General features: G+C 58.6%; 15 protein-coding genes. 6 read left to right on the top strand and 9 right to left on the bottom strand.

From position 1 onward, the window contains the following. The first annotated feature begins 111 nt into the window (after nucleotides 1-111). The 3 genes from H598_RS0102905 to H598_RS23150 all read left to right on the top strand — a co-directional run bounded on the left by H598_RS0102905 (nucleotide 112) and on the right by H598_RS23150 (nucleotide 3,018). A complete protein-coding gene (locus H598_RS0102905) occupies nucleotides 112-348 on the top strand; it encodes a hypothetical protein (protein WP_028111660.1) in 237 nt (78 codons plus the stop codon). Between the two features lie 140 nt (nucleotides 349-488). After that, entirely contained in the window at nucleotides 489-782 is a 294-nt protein-coding gene (locus H598_RS26345) for a hypothetical protein (protein WP_156896913.1), read from the top strand. 304 nt (nucleotides 783-1,086) lie between these two features. Continuing rightward, entirely contained in the window at nucleotides 1,087-3,018 is a 1,932-nt protein-coding gene (locus H598_RS23150) for an HD domain-containing phosphohydrolase (protein ID WP_051252321.1), read from the top strand. A 9-nt stretch (nucleotides 3,019-3,027) separates the two neighbouring features. On the opposite strand, the gene H598_RS23145 is transcribed toward H598_RS23150, so the two are convergent. From H598_RS23145 to dnaQ, 3 genes are all read right to left on the bottom strand, one after another. Next, on the bottom strand, nucleotides 3,028-5,451 hold the full coding sequence (locus H598_RS23145) for a heavy metal translocating P-type ATPase (RefSeq protein WP_084144295.1): 2,424 nt from the start codon (nucleotides 5,449-5,451) through the stop codon (nucleotides 3,028-3,030). Between the two features lie 157 nt (nucleotides 5,452-5,608). After that, on the bottom strand, nucleotides 5,609-6,859 hold the full coding sequence (locus H598_RS23140) for a TIGR03503 family protein (RefSeq protein WP_084144294.1): 1,251 nt from the start codon (nucleotides 6,857-6,859) through the stop codon (nucleotides 5,609-5,611). A gap of 3 nt (nucleotides 6,860-6,862) precedes the next feature. Beyond that, nucleotides 6,863-7,591 carry a DNA polymerase III subunit epsilon gene (gene dnaQ, locus H598_RS0102875; RefSeq protein ID WP_156896912.1) on the bottom strand — a complete coding sequence of 243 codons (729 nt, stop codon included), beginning with the start codon at nucleotides 7,589-7,591 and terminating at the stop codon, nucleotides 6,863-6,865. A gap of 66 nt (nucleotides 7,592-7,657) precedes the next feature. Here dnaQ and rnhA point away from each other — a divergent pair, with 66 nt between their 5' ends. After that, on the top strand, nucleotides 7,658-8,131 hold the full coding sequence (gene rnhA, locus H598_RS0102870; protein ID WP_028111658.1) for a ribonuclease HI: 474 nt from the start codon (nucleotides 7,658-7,660) through the stop codon (nucleotides 8,129-8,131). Between the two features lie 7 nt (nucleotides 8,132-8,138). Here the strand turns inward: rnhA and H598_RS0102865 are convergent, their stop codons facing one another. After that, entirely contained in the window at nucleotides 8,139-8,882 is a 744-nt protein-coding gene (locus H598_RS0102865; RefSeq protein WP_028111657.1) for a class I SAM-dependent methyltransferase, read from the bottom strand. 214 nt (nucleotides 8,883-9,096) lie between these two features. Between H598_RS0102865 and gloB the strand changes: the two genes are divergently transcribed. Next, on the top strand, nucleotides 9,097-9,864 hold the full coding sequence (gene gloB, locus H598_RS0102860) for a hydroxyacylglutathione hydrolase (protein WP_035415171.1): 768 nt from the start codon (nucleotides 9,097-9,099) through the stop codon (nucleotides 9,862-9,864). A gap of 85 nt (nucleotides 9,865-9,949) precedes the next feature. Next, on the top strand, nucleotides 9,950-11,536 hold the full coding sequence (locus H598_RS0102855; RefSeq protein WP_035415169.1) for a LysM peptidoglycan-binding domain-containing protein: 1,587 nt from the start codon (nucleotides 9,950-9,952) through the stop codon (nucleotides 11,534-11,536). Between the two features lie 57 nt (nucleotides 11,537-11,593). Here the strand turns inward: H598_RS0102855 and H598_RS0102850 are convergent, their stop codons facing one another. From H598_RS0102850 to H598_RS0102830, 5 genes are all read right to left on the bottom strand, one after another. Next, nucleotides 11,594-12,787: an ABC transporter permease subunit gene (locus H598_RS0102850; protein WP_028111654.1), complete on the bottom strand. Its 1,194-nt coding sequence runs from the start codon at nucleotides 12,785-12,787 to the stop codon at nucleotides 11,594-11,596. Then, a complete protein-coding gene (locus H598_RS23135) occupies nucleotides 12,784-13,599 on the bottom strand; it encodes an ABC transporter ATP-binding protein (protein ID WP_051252318.1) in 816 nt (271 codons plus the stop codon). Before H598_RS23135 ends, H598_RS0102850 begins: the two co-directional genes overlap by 4 nt. A 157-nt stretch (nucleotides 13,600-13,756) precedes the next feature. Continuing rightward, complete coding sequence (locus H598_RS25405) at nucleotides 13,757-14,263, bottom strand: BsuPI-related putative proteinase inhibitor (protein ID WP_028111653.1); 507 nt, start codon at nucleotides 14,261-14,263, stop codon at nucleotides 13,757-13,759. Next, entirely contained in the window at nucleotides 14,263-16,116 is a 1,854-nt protein-coding gene (locus H598_RS0102835; protein WP_028111652.1) for an AsmA family protein, read from the bottom strand. The genes H598_RS25405 and H598_RS0102835 overlap by 1 nt, the downstream gene beginning before the upstream one ends. 81 nt (nucleotides 16,117-16,197) lie before the next feature. Next, complete coding sequence (locus tag H598_RS0102830) at nucleotides 16,198-16,686, bottom strand: putative 4-hydroxy-4-methyl-2-oxoglutarate aldolase (protein ID WP_028111651.1); 489 nt, start codon at nucleotides 16,684-16,686, stop codon at nucleotides 16,198-16,200. Nucleotides 16,687-16,903: the final 217 nt, after the last annotated feature.

Here is a 16,903-nt window from a genome sequence, read left to right as displayed (position 1 = left end):
TCAAAAGTGGGGAGGGAGTTAACAATATTCATTGATGGTTATGGGACTCACCCAAAAGAGTATGGTTATATAAATTCCACGGTAATAGCTCGTTTAATAACAGAGGTATATATGGAAGTCCTGGAATTGGTTGGAAGTTGTCTCGTATTATTCGCATGCTTGTGTCTTGCCGGTCTGGCACTCTTTTATATTGCCTCTCTGGTTGTTGCAGCATTGGTGTTCATTTCCGGCTTGTACAACAACGAAAACGGAACCCGCAATCCGGTGGTGATTGCCTGGGAACTCAATCGCGACGAACGTCGCTGGCCCCGACCCAAGAACTCCTTGAGCCCCAAGGGCTACAGCTAAGCCAATACAGATTCTCTCCCTGCCAGCTATCGGCAATTGCGGGTACCGCGCTGGGCAGACTGAACCGTGACCCTGTCGGGGTTCAGAATTTAGATAAAAAATACGAATTCAATAAACAAATCGAAAGTAAGGAAATAGTGATGGATCAGAACGTCAATCTTATTGAACTTGTTCATCATGTCGGCTGGGTATATCAATCTACAGCGGTCACCCAGGAACCCGATGGTAAATTAGTTTTTTGGAAAATACCCTTGCACGAAGTATTGGCGATTCGCAGTTCAAACCCTTCAAAATCACTTCGCAAAGAGATGGGAAAAGATTTTGAAAATTGCATCATCCCCACCGAGGGACGCAAGCAAAAATTGGCCCGCGACTGGCACAGCAGCGTTATCAGCGCCCTCAACTACATCGACGCCGAACGCACTCTGAATTAACCCCAGATTGGACTGACCGCAGACCTCGACCCTGCCACCTCTCTCTGCGGTCGGTCCTCCCAGTGTTCCCGAAAGACCGGCTTATGCCGTTGCAGTAACCTTTTGAACCGGCCACAGGCCTCGACAGTGCTACCTCTCTTCTGCGGCCGGTTCCCTTTTCCTTGTTGTGCCAAATCTAATTTTTACATCTGTTTTAGCAAGTTAGGCGTGATTCTAATTGGCTTGCAGGTGCAATCTCAGTACATTGAACTCAGGTAACCAGACTGAAATGTCGATCCCCTTGCCGCCAGCAGGAGTCGCCCATATGAATCACGGCCTCAACCCCGCCGCCCTTCCAGAGGACCTGCTACGCCAAAGTCGGCTGATGTGGGCACGGCTCGAATCCGATCTCACCGTCAGTCAGGCCAGCGAGTCATTCATGGACGCGGTCCAGGGGCCCGCCACCTTGCCGGCACCCCTGACCGAGCTGATGCCTGCTATCACCGCACAGCAGTTACAACAACTCGGAGACCTCGGCAGCCACACCAGCCTCAACCTCATCGATCGCCACGGCAAAGGGCTGCAATGCGACCTGCATCCCTCCGACGATGGCCATGGCTGGCTGACATTGATTCGCTTCAACCTGGACAACCGCTGGTTGATGCAACTGCACCCGGATTACAACCATGCCCTGCAATCCAGCGATCAGTGGCTTGGCCACCTGGAATCGGTGATGCAATCGGCGCCGGAGCAGGTCTTTCAGCAGGCGATCCTAAATGCGGTTCACCTGTCCGGCTCCGAACACGGCTACCTGATGCAGCTCAGTGACAACCGCGACAGCCTGACACTCACCGCCACCACCCTTGATGACGCGCCGCTGCAGCACAGTTTTGCCACACCACAGTTGCCGTTACAACAGCAGTGCTTGCTCCAGCAACAACCGGTCATCGACAACGCCCCCGACAGTGCCACTGTTGCCCCCTGGCTCAACGGCCTTGGCATCCGCAATCACCTGTGTCTGCCGGTTAACTATCGCGGCCGCACCGTCGGCATTGTCGGCGTGGTCAATCGAGCCAACGCCTACACCGACATCGACGCCAAAACCCTGTTGGTGTACAGCACCATCATCTGGCATGCCATTCAGCTGCCCCGCACCCTGAAAGTGGTGGCCAGGCAATCGCAGTTGATTCGAAAGCAAAAACTGCAGTTGAATCAGTCACTGGTCAAACTGGTCAGCGCCATCTCCGACTCCCTGGAACTCAACGACCCTTACACCGCCGGACACCAGCGAGCGGTGGCGGAGTTGGCCTATCAGATCGGCGAGAAGATGGGCATGAGTCAGCACCAGTTAGAAGGGTTGAAGCTGGGGGCGCTGATCCACGACATCGGTAAACTGGCCATTCCATCCCAGCTGCTCAGCAAGCCTTCGCGCCTGTCCAGCCAGGAATTTGAACTGATCAAAACCCACGCCGTTAAAGGCGCCGACATCATCAAAGACGTGGTCTTCCCCTGGCCCATCAAGGCGATGATTCTGCAGCACCACGAGCGCCTCGACGGCTCAGGCTACCCCATGGGGTTAAAGGGAGAGGCGATCATTCTCGAAGCCCGCATCCTGGCGGTGGCCGACGTGGCCGACTCGATGCTGTCGCACCGCCCCTACCGTCCGGCTCAGGGCTTTGAAAATCTACGACAGGTACTGATGGAGGGCCGAGGCAGCCTGTTTGATGCCACCGCCGTGGATCTGTGCCTGTCGATCCTGTGCAAACAGCAGTCAAGCAACCACAATCTGGTCAACGCCCTGCCCCTGAATAACGTGGTGATCCTGCACCTGGATGACACCCTCGAACAGGCAGAGCAACGGCTGCACAGTCAGGATGCCAGCGTCGGCTTTGTGGTGGACGACCACAGCCCCAGACTGCTGGGCTACCTGACCGCTTCCATGCTGACCTTCTGGCACAGCCCCCTGCTGGATACCGCCGCCGAACGCACTCTGGATAGGGAACTGCAACAACGTAAGCTGCACCAGGTGATGCGCCACAACATTCCCAGCATTCCCTGCTGTACCTCGTTGGCCAATGCCGCACTGGCGTTGCAGCAGAGCGACGAGCACTTCCTGTTAGTCACCGACAACGACGAGCAGCCACAAGGGGTGCTGACCTGGCCCACTCTGGCCACGGCGCTGCAGCATCAACACCCCGCCGACAATCACCCCTGGACCGGGGTCAACCTGGGCTTCAGTGACTCCACCGCCAACTGAGCAACGGCGCTATTGGTGCGGCGACCAGCGAAAGCGTTTTAATCGATTGGCATTGCTGACCACGGTTACCGACGACAACGCCATCGCCGCCGCCGCGACCACCGGACTGAGCAGGCTACCAGTCAGCGGATAGAGCACGCCGGCAGCGATGGGAATGCCCAGGCTGTTATAGACAAAGGCACCAAACAGGTTCTGGCGAATGTTGGACAGGGTTGCCCGTGACAAGGCGATGGTCTTTGCCACCCCGAACAGCGACGGCTTGACCAGGATGATGTCTGCCGACTCTTTGGCCACGTCGGTGCCGCTGCCCATGGCAAAGCCCACATCGGCGGCCGCCAGCGACGGGGCGTCATTAATGCCATCGCCCGCCATGGCCACCTTCAGCCCCTGCTGCTGCAATCGGGCTATCACCCGGGCCTTATCGGCGGGCTTCATCTGTGCCTCAAACCGATCCAGCGTTAACTCGGTGGCAATGGCCGCCGCCGTGGTCTGGTGATCTCCGGTCAACATCATGATCTGCAGCCCCATGGATTGCAGCTGTGCCACCGCTTGTCTGGCATCGTCCCGCAGCGGATCGGCAATGGCCAGCAAAGCCACCACCACTCCCTCACGAGCCAGGTATACCGGCGTCTTACCCTGGGCCGCCAGGGTGGTCATCAGCTCGGCAACCCCTTCCACACCGATTCCCAACTGCGCCATCATCTCGCCATTGCCCAGCGCCATGGCCACACCATCGACCTCACCCTGCACTCCCAAGCCGGTAATGGCCTGAAACCGGCTCACAGCTAACAGTGGCAACTGTTGTTGCTGGGCCCGGGCCATCACCGCCTCTGCCAAGGGGTGTTCTGACCCCTGTTCCAGCGATGCAGCCCAGCTCAGTACCTCGGCCTCGTGGTAGTGCGCCACAACCATCACATCGGTGACCACAGGTTGCCCCTGTGTCAAAGTGCCGGTCTTATCCACCACCAGGATATCCAGATCGGCGGCCTGCTGCAGCGACTCGCCAGTGCGAATCAACAGCCCCATCTGCGCCGCCTTGCCAACGGCGTTGATCACCGACATCGGTGTCGCCAGCCCCAAAGCACAGGGACAGGCGATGATCAGCACCGTGGTCAGCACCACCAAGGCGTGACTGGCCGCAGGCGCCGGCCCCCACAGATACCATAACGAGGCGCTGAACAAGGCAATGACCACCACCACAGGCACAAATATCGAGGCAACCCGGTCCGCCAGACTGGCAATGGGCAACTTGCTGCTTTGTGCGGTCCGTACCAAGCGAATGATCTGCGCCAACGCCGTTTGCCGGCCAACCCGGGTCGCTTCCAGCACCAGCGTCCCCTGTTTGTTCAGGGTGCCGGCACTGACCGTGTCACCAACCCCTTTGGCCACTGCCACCGGCTCTCCCGTAAGCATGGACTCATCCACAAAGGTCTCTCCGGCAATCACGCTGCCATCCACCGGCACCTGCTCACCGGGCTTGAGCCTGAGCCGCTCTCCCACCCTGACCTGATACAAGGGGCGCTGTTGCTCCCGGCCATCCACCAACACCCAGGCGGTTTTCGGTGCCAGCGCCAGCAACGCCCGCAGGGCACTGTTAGTCTGGCGCTTGGCTTTCTGTTCCAAAGCCTGGCCCAGATTAATGAGGCCGATGATCATCGCGGAAGCTTCGAAATACAGGTGCCGACTGATGGCAGGAAAGGCGTCCGGCATCAACACCACCGCCATGCTGAACAGCCAGGCACTGCCTGTACCCAGGGCGATGAGGGTGTCCATGGTGGCACTGCGATGACGCAGCGCCTGCCAGGCACCGCGATAAAAGTGGCCGCCGCAAATCGCCATTACCGCCAGCGTTACGACGCCCACCAGCCCCCAGGCCAGTTGCTGCAGCGGCGTATCGACGGTCATCGGCATGCCGGCCCAGGCCCACAACATCAATCCGCCGCCGAGCAGCAGTGCCACCGCGCTGTCCCGGCGCAGCCGGATCAACTGCTGCTGTGCCTGTTGCCGCTGCGGCTCATCGTCTTGAGACTCCTGCCAGTGACCCGGGTAACCGGCTTGTCGCAACTGCTGCTCCAGTTCCACCGGCTCCAGAGTGCTGTTGATCAGCACCTGTTTGCTGGCCAAATCGGTGCGCACCTCGTCGACACCGGCAACGCCAGTCAGGGCCGACTCGATGCGACCGACGCAGGCGGCGCAGCGCATGGCGGGCACCGAGAACGTCATCCAGTCGGTAAGCCGCTCGCTGGCGTCATACCCCGCTGCTGCCAGGGCCTGAATCAGGCTATCAACGTCGACGTCACCGTCGACCTCAGCCTGCTTCAGGGCCAGATTGGTCCGCACCGAGGTCACTCCGGCGACCGTGCTAAGCGCTTGCTCGATCTTACTGACGCAGGCGGCGCAGCGCATCGGCGAAATCGTTAATTGAATGGACATGGGACTCTCCGCTTAACCGAATGCAAGCAGTATAAAGTCTCCCGTCACTGGAGGGTCAAAGGGAAAGGTCTCCCGTCACAGGAGCGTCATAGGAGAGGGTCACTCGAAGCCGGACGCTCAGCCCTTCGGCACCCAGGATGCCAAAGGGCGCGCTGACTCAGGAGGAGAGATCGATCTTACTGGCCTCAATCTGCATCTCGGCTTCGCGACTGGCCGCTTCCATTTGCTCGGTCAAACGCATCCGCTTGCGCCAAAACAACAGCACCACAATGCCAAACCCGAACAGCAGCGCATTGGCGCCAACCACGATGCTGATCACCCGCCAGCGGGCCGCATCCTCTTTTTCCTGCAGCTGCTGCTGCACCAACGCCGCCCGCTCTCGTGGGCTTAACGTCGGCGGCGGTGGCGGCGAGACATAGAAATTCAACGCCGGTAACGTCAGGTAGAACTCTTTGCCCTCGGCAGTCGTACCGACGGCGATGCCGTTAATGACGTAGCTGCCCATGTCCATCACCATGGACAACGGATAGCTTTGCTGCGGCAGGGTGGGATCCACGGCCAGATCACTGACCATGCCGGAAGGGGCTCGAATCGACAGCGCCAGATGCAATTCACCCGGCATCAGGTCCTCTTGATCGACGCTGACGTGGACCCGAAAATCCCGGGCATCGGCTCCAGGCTTCTCCGGCACCGACAGCCGCACCGGCTGACTGATGATCTCCATCTCCTGCTCGATCACCCGGCTGAAGACCTTGTTGTTCACCATCAGTTTCAGGTCATACATGCCTGAGGGCTGATCAAAATCCAGCGTCGAGGTAAACAGGCCGTCGTCAGGGCGCTCATCCAAGGAGGAGCCGTCGTCGATAAAGCCACCGATTTTGCGCACTCCGGCGGCGTAGTTTTCGTCGCCGGGACGATTGGAACTGGTCAGCCGTACTTCCCAGCTGAGCATCTTATGAAAATCGCGAATGGCCAGGCGCTTACTGTCGCCCTCGATGCTGGCATTAAGCTTGATGCGCTCACCGCGAAATACCTTGGCAGGCAGGGGGTCCAGCTGCAACTGAATGTCGCTGATCAGCAAGATCTTACTGTGTTCACTGACCTGGCCAATCAACTGCCACGGGCCGGGAGTCGGATTGGCGACCTTGATCATGTCACCGGCAGGGCCTTCACTCCACTGCACCGAGTCCGGATGGCGGGTGGAATACCACTTACTGCCATCGGGCAGCACCACGATCACCGGCGCGGAGCGCTCTTTGCGCTGCACCAGCATGGTGATGGCATCAATGCCATGATCCACCCGAAAACGGTTGTCCAGCAGTTTTAACGCCTGGGGCGACACCGCCCAGGCTGCACTGCTCATCCCCATAAGCAGCAGTCCGAAGACCGCCGCTGTCAATCGCCTCATCCGTTACCCTCGTTGCCAGATTGGATCGCTGACCAACTCCATGCGCGTGTCGTGTCTAGTTATATCATCGGCCGATGCCCGAATCACTTTAAGGGGACGTCGGGATGGATCCAACCGAATGATGCCACCACCATCGGCGTCGGCCCCGGAGGCCAGCTCCAACGCCTTTTGGCCACCGGTCATAAACAGGAACACGTCCGCCAGGATCTCGGAATCGAGCAATGCGCCGTGCAAAGTACGGTGGCTGTTGTCGATGCCGTAGAAACGACATAAGGCGTCCAGATTCAGGTTGCCCTGAATCTCACCCTTACTTTTTTTCTCCCGTGCCAGTTGCAGGGTATCGATGATGGTGCAGTGGGCCTCAATGGTTTCATTGCGGCCCAGTTTCTCAAATTCATAGTTGATGAAGCCGGTATCGAACGAAGCGTTGTGTGCGATCAGTTCAGCACCGCGAACAAACTCGACAAAGTCATCCACCACTTCATGGAACATCGGCTTGTCGGCCAAAAACTCATCGGTGATGCCGTGAACTTCGATGGCCTCCGGATCCACTTCCCGGTCGGGCTTGATGTACACATGGTAGGTTCGGCCGGTCAATTTACGATTGACCATCTCCACACAGCCGATCTCAATCAGGCGGTGACCCAGGTAATGGGGACCGGCATCCTGGTTCATACCGGTGGTTTCCGTATCAAATACGATCTGGCGAATTGGGCTATTTATGTCTGTCATAATCCTGATTAGCAACAAGTTGCGATATACTGGGGCGCTACGGCACACGCTATGGTACCAATTTAAATGACTCAACCAAAACATGTCACCCTATATACCGACGGTTCCTGTCTCGGCAACCCGGGGCCCGGGGGATACGGCGTGCTGATGCGTTATCAGCAACACACCAAAGAACTCAGTGCCGGCTACCAGCTGACCACCAACAACCGCATGGAGATGCTGGCCGCCATCGTGGCACTGGAGACCCTCAACGCTCCCTGCACGGTGGATCTGCACACCGACAGCCAATACCTGCGTCAAGGGATCACCCAGTGGATTCATGGCTGGAAACGAAAAGGGTGGAAGACTGCCAGCAAGCAGCCGGTGAAGAATGTCGACTTGTGGAAACGCCTGGACGCCGCCACCCAACAACACCAGATTGAATGGCACTGGGTCAAAGGCCATTCCGGCCAACCAGAGAATGAGCGGGTGGATGATCTTGCTCGTGAAGCCGCCGGCCAGAGCAACCTATTGGAAGACAGCGGCTACCAGCCGGCCTGATTCCGCCCTAGCGGCTACAGCGGCGCTGACCCGCGGCCTCACGCCCCATGGCTGCCGGTGAGGCGATCAAACGCTTCTTCGGCCGCCACAATGGCCGTGCCGGCGTCAATGGCACTGCCAGCTTACGCGCGACGATCAGGTACACCGATGCCAATGACGGCGTCTGTTGCGCCATCCATTGTTGTGGCCACAGGAACCGATCCGGTGACCACAACAGCGAACTGAAGGCCAGCGGTTCGTGTCCCACAATCTGATACCCCAGCAGCCCCAGCCAATCTTTGATTCGATTGGGAGTGAACATGCGGCCGTTCCACGGGTAGCGTTTGCGACAACTGGGCGATAACAATCCCATCCCGGCAGGGCTGACCGGGTTAAAGCCGACGATGACCATATGGCCCCCCTCCACCAACACCCGATCGGCTTCACGCATCACTCCATGGGGATCCTGGTGGAAATCCATCACCAGCGGCAACAGGCAGGCATCGACGCTGCGACACTGCAGCGGCAGATCATCCAGGTCGCCCCACATATCGCCACCGGTGGCGGTGATCACCATCTGATGACGAATGGAGCACAAACCAGAATTCAGTTGCGGCGCCAACGGGCCCAGTTTCACCATGTGATAGCCGAACAGCTTCGGCCACCAGCTGTCCAGGCCAGCAGAGATCTGCTGGCATAACCAGTCACCCCAGGGCAGTTGCTGCCAGTTGGCGGGCGGTGTGATGGCGTTATGACTGTATGCTGGGCGCATCGAACTCCATGGATTGGCTAACCGACTCAGGAGTAAAGATAACTGACAATGTGGTGCCGACGCCAGCATACCGTCGGCAACCGGCGTGGTAATTGCCGCCCAAATCGCGGCAAAGAGCTGCAGCTCATGCCTGCGGCACAAGGCGACGATTTCTCTTTGCTATGTCATTTTTCAGGCTTACACTGGTGACTCACCGCCCTTTCGGAATCCCATCATGCTGAGCATTACCCCGATCCCCGCCTTTACCGATAACTACATCTGGTGCCTGACTGTCGGCGCCAATGCCTGGGTCGTGGATCCCGGCGATGGCGACGCCGCCGAGCGTTACCTCAATCAGCAGGGGCTGGTGCTGTGTGGGGTATTGATTACCCACCACCATTCCGACCACGTCGGTGGCGTTGCCCAGTTGAAGCAGAGCTGGCCGAGCATCAGCGTGCTGGCTCCCGCCGGGTCGCCCTTTACCGGCGCCAGCGTCAGCGTCAATGACGGCGATCTGCACACATTGCAAGGGCTCGGTCTCAGTGCGCTGGTAACCCGCTGTCCGGGCCACACCCTGGATCATGTCGCCTACAAAATCGACAATCACCTGTTTTGTGGCGATACTCTATTCAGCGGCGGCTGCGGGCGGCTGTTTGAAGGCAGTGCCGAGCAGATGTACGACTCACTGCAACGGCTTCGGGATCTCGGCGCCTCCAACCTGCTTTACCCCGCCCATGAATACACCCTGGCGAACCTGGAGTTCGCCTTGGCGGCGGATCCGGACAATCAGCAACTGCAAGCCCACAAGGCCCGCTGCCTGAAGCTGCGCCAGGACGGCATTCCAACCCTGCCCACCAGCATGGCATTGGAGCTCGGCATCAACCCGTTCCTGCGCAGCCACCTGCCGGAACTGCAGCATCAGGTCAGCCAGCACATCGGCCGCGACTGTAAGGACAGCATCGACTGCTTCGCACAGTTACGCTCGTGGAAAGACAAGTTCTGACAAAACGGTTACAATCCCCGTCCATATACGCCTGGCGCAGTCTGTTATCTGCGCCTTTTTGTAGGCTGATAAAAACGGTATATAAATGATTAATAAGAGACTTTCTGCTCTTTCTCTGGCGGTTCTGCTGACCGGCTGTCAAAGCCTGAGCGGCGGCGAAGAGCACGCCTTGAACGACGCAGCAATCCCCGCTGAAGTTGCCCAGGACAACGCCGAACTGGCCCCTGGCAACAACAACGACGAGCAGGAAGCTCAGCAGCCCGTCATTCTGCCCCCCGACGACGTGTGGGAACGAATCAGCCGTCAAATGGCCATGACCGTCCCCGACAACGCCCGGGTCGAGCGGTTCCGTAAATGGTACAAGGCCAACCCTCGCCATCTGGAGATCGTCTCCGAACGCGCCGATCCCTACCTGTATCTGATTGTCGAAGAGGTGGAACGACGCGGGCTGCCCATCGAACTGGCGCTGCTGCCCATCGTCGAAAGCTCATTCGATGCCTTCGCCTACAGCCATGGCGCCGCCGCCGGGCTGTGGCAGTTCACCAGCCCCATGGGCCGCTACTTCGGCCTGCAGCAGAACTGGTGGTACGATGGCCGCCGTGATGTCGCCGCCTCCACCCGCGCGGCCATGGACATGATGGAGTACCTGTATAACAAGCTCGATCACAACTGGTTGTACGCCCTGGCCGCCTACAACACCGGCGAAGGCCGAGTATTCCGGGCGATTAAGAAAAACAAAGCCAAAGGCAAGCCTACCGACTTCTGGTCGCTGGACCTGCCCAAAGAGACCGAGCGTTACGTGCCGCAACTGCTTGCCGTGGCCGACGTGATTCGCAACGCGGAACAGTACGGCATCGAACTGGCGCCCATTGCCAACAAGCCGCAGTTGCAGGAGATCGACACCGGCAGCCAGATTGATCTGGCCCTGGCCGCCGACATGGCCGACATGTCCGTGGCCGACCTGCACCGCCTCAACCCGGCCTACAACCGCTGGGCCACCGCCCCCGACGGCCCTCACAAGCTGCTGCTGCCGGTGGACAAGGCCGACGGCTTTATCACCGCCCTGGCGGACACCGGCTCTACCGAGCGGGTCAACTGGCTGCGTTACGAAGTGAAAAATGGCGACTCTCTGGGCGTCATCGCCAAGCGTTACCACACTCGAGTGGGGATCATTCAGTCGGTCAACAACCTGGATGGCAACATGATTCGCATCGGCCAGCACCTGCTGATCCCGGTGGCCGCCAAGGATCCTGAACTGTACCCGTTCAGCGCCGACCAGCGTCTGGCTCGCAAGCAATCGAAAAAACGCGCCAACTTTAAGCTGGAGCACATTGTTAAGCCTGGCGACTCCCTGTGGACCATCGCCCGAGCCAACAAGGTCAAGGTATCTCAACTGGCCAGCTGGAACTCCATGGCGCCGTCGGACACCATCCGTCCCGGACAAAAACTGGTGGTGTGGGTTAACCGCATCAGCAAGAAGCAGGACAAGACCTCGGTGATGCGCCAGGTCAGTTACAAGGTCAAGAGCGGCGATTCCCTGGCGCGCATTGCCAAGAAATTCAACGTCACTGTGGCCGATCTGGTGCGCTGGAATCAGCTAGACAGCAACAAGTACCTGCAACCGGGCCAGGGCCTGACCCTGTACGTGGACGTGACCAAGATCAGCACCTAGCCGTCCTTTAACACGAAAAAGCCAGCGCTCAACGCTGGCTTTTTTTGTGGCCGACCGTCAGCGGAACAGCACCGACTCTCGCCGGAACCACTGCACGCAGCACCACAGCAGCAGCGACGCCAGAATCAGATTAGAGGCGAATACCGCCGCCAGGTCGTAATAGGCAAAAGTGCCTTTCAACAACTCCTTGGTGGCCAGCGACACGTTAAAGATCGGATACCAGGCATTTTGCCGGGTCAGCTCAATGCCGGGCAGGGTCGCCACCATGGCCGGAATGATGGCGACAAACTGCAGGGCTCCCATATAGTTCTGCCCCTCTTTGTAACTTTTGGCGAAGATGGAGATCGACAGCAACAGCGCCGCAAACACGCCGGCGATGGGCAACAGCAACAGCAGCAACAAGCCGATGTCCATGGGGTTAAACAGTTTGGCCAGGCGAATAAACAGATTCAGATCCAGCAGGTAGCCGATGGCCAGTAACCAGAAGATGGCACTGATCAGAGTCAGTAGCGCCAGCATCATCGAGGTGGTGGCGATCACCAGAAACTTGCCGACCACCAGGGTGGTTCTGGGCTGGGGCACCATCAACAGTGTCTCCAGGGTGCCGCGCTCCTTCTCTCCGGCACCGATGTCCAGCGCCGGCAACATCGCCCCCATCATGCACAGAAACAGCAACAGGAACGGCAAGATCCCCCCTACTTTGTCGCCGACACTCTGACGCTCGGCGGCGGTTTCGATCCGGGCCAGTATCATCGGCTGCTCCACCGCTCGAATGACGTCTTCACCGACCCCCTGATTGAGCAAGTAACCGCTCATCCACCGCTGCTGCAAGGCCGACAGCGCCTGGCGTACCCGCACGAACTGACCATGGTCATCGGTCTGGTTGTACAGCATCTGCCATTGGCTTTTGGGGTTGGTCAGCGGATCGAAGCCCGGCAACATCTGCAAGACGAAATCCAACCGGCCCTCGTTGATCAGCCCCGAGGCCCGCTGGCGACTGACGCCGTCGATGCGGTTCAGATTGGGGACCGAGGCCAACGCCCGCTCGACCTCTTCCACCCATACCGCCGGGCCGATAAGGCCATAATCGATGCGCTCGGCCTGCTTGGTAAGCAGCAACTGGTAGCCGATCAGGCCGACACAGAGGATCAGCGCCGGTAACATCATGGTGGGAAACAGCACCACAAAGCCCATGGTTTTGCGATCCCGCAGCACCTCTTTCATCTCCTTGAGCCAGATGCGGCGAATCATCCGGCCATCCCGCTCAGGCCGTGAGGGTGACGGGAAGCCTCATGCTGACAGGCCACAAATGCTTCACGCAGGGCATCGGGATATCGAGTGCCGGCAAAGGCCGCCAAATCGCCCTCAAACACGCTGCAGCCGTACATGATCACCGCGATGCGATCGCACAACAGGCTCACCTCCTCCAACCTGTGGGTGGAGAAGATAACTGGCCGATTGGCCATTTTTTGGCTATGAATAAAGTCAAGCACCGCTTGGGCAGACATGATGTCGAGCCCGGTTGTCGGTTCATCGAGCACGACGACCTCGGGCTTATGGATAACTGCCCGAGCGATGCTTGCCCTCTGCTTCATCCCCAAGGACAACTCCAGCACCTTGCGCTGTAAAAACGGCTCCAACTCCAACTGCTGCGACAACTCGGCGATGCGCTCATGAATTAATGCCGGTGTCATGCCATAGAGATGACCGAAAAACTCCAGATTCTCTGCGACGGTCAGGCGCTCGTACAACGCGGTGGACGCGGACAAAAAGCCGATTTGCTGACGCATCTTTTCCGGCTGACGGTGCCAATTTCTGCCATTGATTTCGATGATGCCCTGATCCGGGCTCAACACCCCGGACAACATTCTCAGCACCGTGGTTTTGCCGGCGCCGTTGGGGCCAAGCAGTCCCAGCACTTCACCGGGCCGGGCATGGAAACTGACCGAACGCACCGAGTGAAACACGCCATTGCCCATTCTCGGGTCCTGCCCCGACAACTCCGGGCGCCGTTTTTGATCGGGCACGGCAAAGCCCTTGGCCAGATCCCTGACAATGATCATAACTCTTGCCATCCCAAAGCAACCCTGAATGAAATTAACTATAGTCCAGTCCGTGCTTTAGGGCGGGCCGAGATCCCCATTCCAGCAGGGGCAGGCAACAAAAAAACGCCCCGGCACTGGGCCGGGGCGGGGTCTGACGGGCAATTTAGTGTGGCTGTTATTTCAACTGAATGACCAGAGGCGCGGTTTTAGGGTGCGCCATGGTATTCAGCACGGCCTGCAAGGTGTACTTACCTGGCGCCAGATCAGACAGACGCTCACTGCCAATGGTAAAGCTCAGGGTCTTGGTGGTGCCGGCAGCGATGCGCCACTCCCGCAGCGCCTGGGTAAACATCATCTCATGACTGAACTGCCATACCACCCCTTCGGCCCCGGTCATCACCAGATCGGCGGTCATGCCCGACAGGATGGTCAACGCGGTATCACTCTGGGTATCGTTGCTGATGGTCAGAGTGACCGGCAGGTCCTGCTCCCGGGGCCATGGAGTGTCCGGCACCTCAAGTGCCATCGTAAGTGCCGACATGGGTTTCTCCTGCACCAGGGCTGGGGTGTCCGCCGCCTGCAGCGGCGCGGCGGGCGGCGTTACCGCTGCGGTCTCTGTGGACACATCACTGCCACAGCCGGTCAATGCCATGGCCAACGCCAGGGTCCATAGGTATTTCATCAGCCTCTCCCGAATCCTTTAAACAGTTTGTCCTTCAGCTTGTCTTCCAGTTTTTCTTTCAGCTTATCGCCTTCCTGATCCAGCTTGTTTTGCAGCAACGCGTCCATGTCGATGCCAATGGAAGGCGACGCAAAACCGCCACCAATCTGCAGCGGAATCGCCAGGCCCTTGAGGTCATCCAGGCTCTTGCCGCCCTGGCCTTCCAGCGAGCCCACCACGGCAACCTCCATGTCGTAATCCAATTGCTGAGTCACCAGGTTAGAAGAACCGCCGCCATTCACTCTGAGCAGTGGCGAAGACAACGCGACGTCCGGGGTGGTCACCACCCCTTTGTCGATGGAGAACGCGGTGGCAAAGCTGGAAAAGTCCGTCTTCTGCACTTCGGCCGCGGCTGGCGCCGCACTGCCATCGAAGCTGGCTTTCACTTCACGGATCTTCTGTGCCACATTGATGCCGTAGACCGCGCCGTCGTCCAAGGCCAGGCGTCCCTTAGCCACCAGATTCGCCAGTACTTGGTCCGGTGCCAGGCTGGCGCCGGTGCCCGCTACAGTCAGCTCTCCGGTCCCCGCCATCACCTCTGAATCGATGGCGGCTTTCAGCAGTGGCTGTATGGACAAGTTGACCAACTTGGAGTCGAACTGGTAACTGACCGGCTGAGTGCGACTGTCCAGAGTTGCCTGGGTAGTCAGGGTGCCCTCAAACGCCGATGCCTTCATCTGCTTCAGAGTAAACAAGCCGTCCACCAGTTGCAGATCCAGGCTAGGCTGGGTCACCAACCACTGATTGGCCTTAATGGAGGACAACGACATGTTGGCATACAGGTCAAATTGCCTCAGCGCCGACAGGTCTGGCTCTTCATTGCCGCCCTCGGCGGCAGGCTTGGGCTCGGAGGCGGCGGTGCCTTGCTCGGAAGCGCCGGAAGCCGGCATCCACGGGTCCAGAATCAGGTCATTACCTTTAAGTTGCAGATTAAGAACCGGACGTACCTGATTCAGATCGACACTGCCGGAGCCCTGTAACTCGAAGCCCTCCTGGTCCAGTTTCAGGTTAGTCAGGGCAAACTGCTGCTGGCCCAGGTTGAAGTCGGCATCAAACTGCACCGATACCGTCAAAGGCTTACCGTTGGGCAGAGCCGGACCACTGACGTTAAACTGCTGCTTCCAGGCGTCCAACTGAATCCGTGAAAAATCCTTGGCCACGGTCAGCATCGAGGAAGCCGATGTCGACAGGGCCAACTGCGGGTCTTCCAGGCTGACCACCATCTCAAACGGGGCGGCGCGACCGGGTTCAAACTCCTCCAGCGACAACGACTCGATGGCTAATTTGCGGCTTACCTGAGTCTGGCGGTTATCGCTGTTGAAGCTGAATTGTTGCAGGTGCAGCTGCCCCAGCTTCCAACTCATGGGCGTCGGCGCCGAACCGCTGTCGGACGAGCCTTGAGTGTCTGTCGCCGCTGGCGCTCCGCCACCCAGCCCTTCGAGGCTGTTGCGACCATCTTCCAGGGTGACCATGTTCAGGGCCACACCGGCCAGGGTCACCTCTTCAATCTGCACGTCTTTTTGAAGCAGTGGCAGCAGGTTCACCCCCACCACCGCCTGGTTCACCGACAGCAGTGGCGGCAGATTTTCTCCGGGAATGTTACCCAGAGAGATGCCGGCGATGTCCAACCCCACCTTGGGGAACAGGCTCCAGCCAATGTCGCCGTCGATGGACAAAGTGCGACCGGTGGCTTCTTTCACCTTGGCCTCAATTTCCGGTTTAAAGGCGTTTGGATCCAAAAAAACGCCCACATACACTGCGATCACCAGCACCAGGGCCAGTACGCCGATAAAAAACCATTTAATTGCTTTCATCACTTTTCCGTTCAAAATCGATAACGCCCGCCAGTGGTGGCCGGTGTTTATCTCTTTAGTGTATACCAACCTAAGGCTATGTTACTCAGATAGCGGCAATTCTCGGTTGCAAACCACGATGCCGTTATCATCGGCGTACAGATATTGACCCGGTTCGATGCGCCGGCCTTCAATCTCGATCACCACGCCCTGTTCGCCCAGGCCGCGCTTATCGGTTTTCAGCGGCATGGCTCCTAAGGCCTGTACCCCCAAATCCATGGTTCCAATGGTGGCCACATCACGAATGTAGCCGTACACCACCACACCGGCCCAGCCGTTATCCAAGGCCAGTTTTGCCAGGTTGTCCCCCAGCAAGGCTCGCCGCTCCTGGCCGCCGCCATCGACCACCAGTACCCGCCCCTCTCCAGGCTGAGACAGGCAATGGCGCACCAAGGTGTTGTCTTCAGGGCATCGGATGCAGTGAACCGGGCCCCAGAATAGGCTCTTGCCGCCAAATTGGCGGAATCGGGGAGGCAGTATGGTCAATTCCTCACTGAACTGATCACACAAGTCAGGTAACAGGTCCAACATCGCTCGCTCCTTTGCTGTCGGAATCAAATCCCATCCTGAACAATCGCCGTGACATTGACAAGTCATGGCCGCTAATGGACTGAATTATTTCCGACTCTTTTCACCCTTGAGGTGCCTCCGCCCCCTAGTGTTGCAGCGGTGCCATCACCGACTACACTGAATTCAGGGGCCACGCAGGAGGCGCGCACCTGTTCTTAGCATTATGGGGACCGGACTG

It is taken from the genome of Ferrimonas kyonanensis DSM 18153, from assembly GCF_000425405.1.
GTDB classification, from domain to species: domain Bacteria; phylum Pseudomonadota; class Gammaproteobacteria; order Enterobacterales; family Shewanellaceae; genus Ferrimonas; species Ferrimonas kyonanensis.
The sequence above is the reverse complement of the archived record's forward strand: the minus strand, read 5'-3'. Positions and strand labels throughout refer to the sequence as shown.

Coding starts and splice junctions, on each gene's coding strand:
- H598_RS0102855 (WP_035415169.1), top strand. CDS start 9,950: ATGATTAATAAGAGACTTTCTGCTCTTTCTCTGGCGGTTCTGCTGACC.
- H598_RS0102905 (WP_028111660.1), top strand. CDS start 112: ATGGAAGTCCTGGAATTGGTTGGAAGTTGTCTCGTATTATTCGCATGC.
- H598_RS23145 (WP_084144295.1), bottom strand. CDS start 5,451: ATGTCCATTCAATTAACGATTTCGCCGATGCGCTGCGCCGCCTGCGTC.
- H598_RS26345 (WP_156896913.1), top strand. CDS start 489: ATGGATCAGAACGTCAATCTTATTGAACTTGTTCATCATGTCGGCTGG.
- gloB (WP_035415171.1), top strand. CDS start 9,097: ATGCTGAGCATTACCCCGATCCCCGCCTTTACCGATAACTACATCTGG.
- dnaQ (WP_156896912.1), bottom strand. CDS start 7,591: ATGACAGACATAAATAGCCCAATTCGCCAGATCGTATTTGATACGGAA.
- H598_RS0102865 (WP_028111657.1), bottom strand. CDS start 8,882: ATGCGCCCAGCATACAGTCATAACGCCATCACACCGCCCGCCAACTGG.
- H598_RS0102850 (WP_028111654.1), bottom strand. CDS start 12,787: ATGATTCGCCGCATCTGGCTCAAGGAGATGAAAGAGGTGCTGCGGGAT.
- H598_RS23135 (WP_051252318.1), bottom strand. CDS start 13,599: ATGATCATTGTCAGGGATCTGGCCAAGGGCTTTGCCGTGCCCGATCAA.
- rnhA (WP_028111658.1), top strand. CDS start 7,658: ATGACTCAACCAAAACATGTCACCCTATATACCGACGGTTCCTGTCTC.
- H598_RS0102835 (WP_028111652.1), bottom strand. CDS start 16,116: ATGAAAGCAATTAAATGGTTTTTTATCGGCGTACTGGCCCTGGTGCTG.
- H598_RS23140 (WP_084144294.1), bottom strand. CDS start 6,859: ATGAGGCGATTGACAGCGGCGGTCTTCGGACTGCTGCTTATGGGGATG.
- H598_RS0102830 (WP_028111651.1), bottom strand. CDS start 16,686: ATGTTGGACCTGTTACCTGACTTGTGTGATCAGTTCAGTGAGGAATTG.
- H598_RS25405 (WP_028111653.1), bottom strand. CDS start 14,263: ATGAAATACCTATGGACCCTGGCGTTGGCCATGGCATTGACCGGCTGT.
- H598_RS23150 (WP_051252321.1), top strand. CDS start 1,087: ATGAATCACGGCCTCAACCCCGCCGCCCTTCCAGAGGACCTGCTACGC.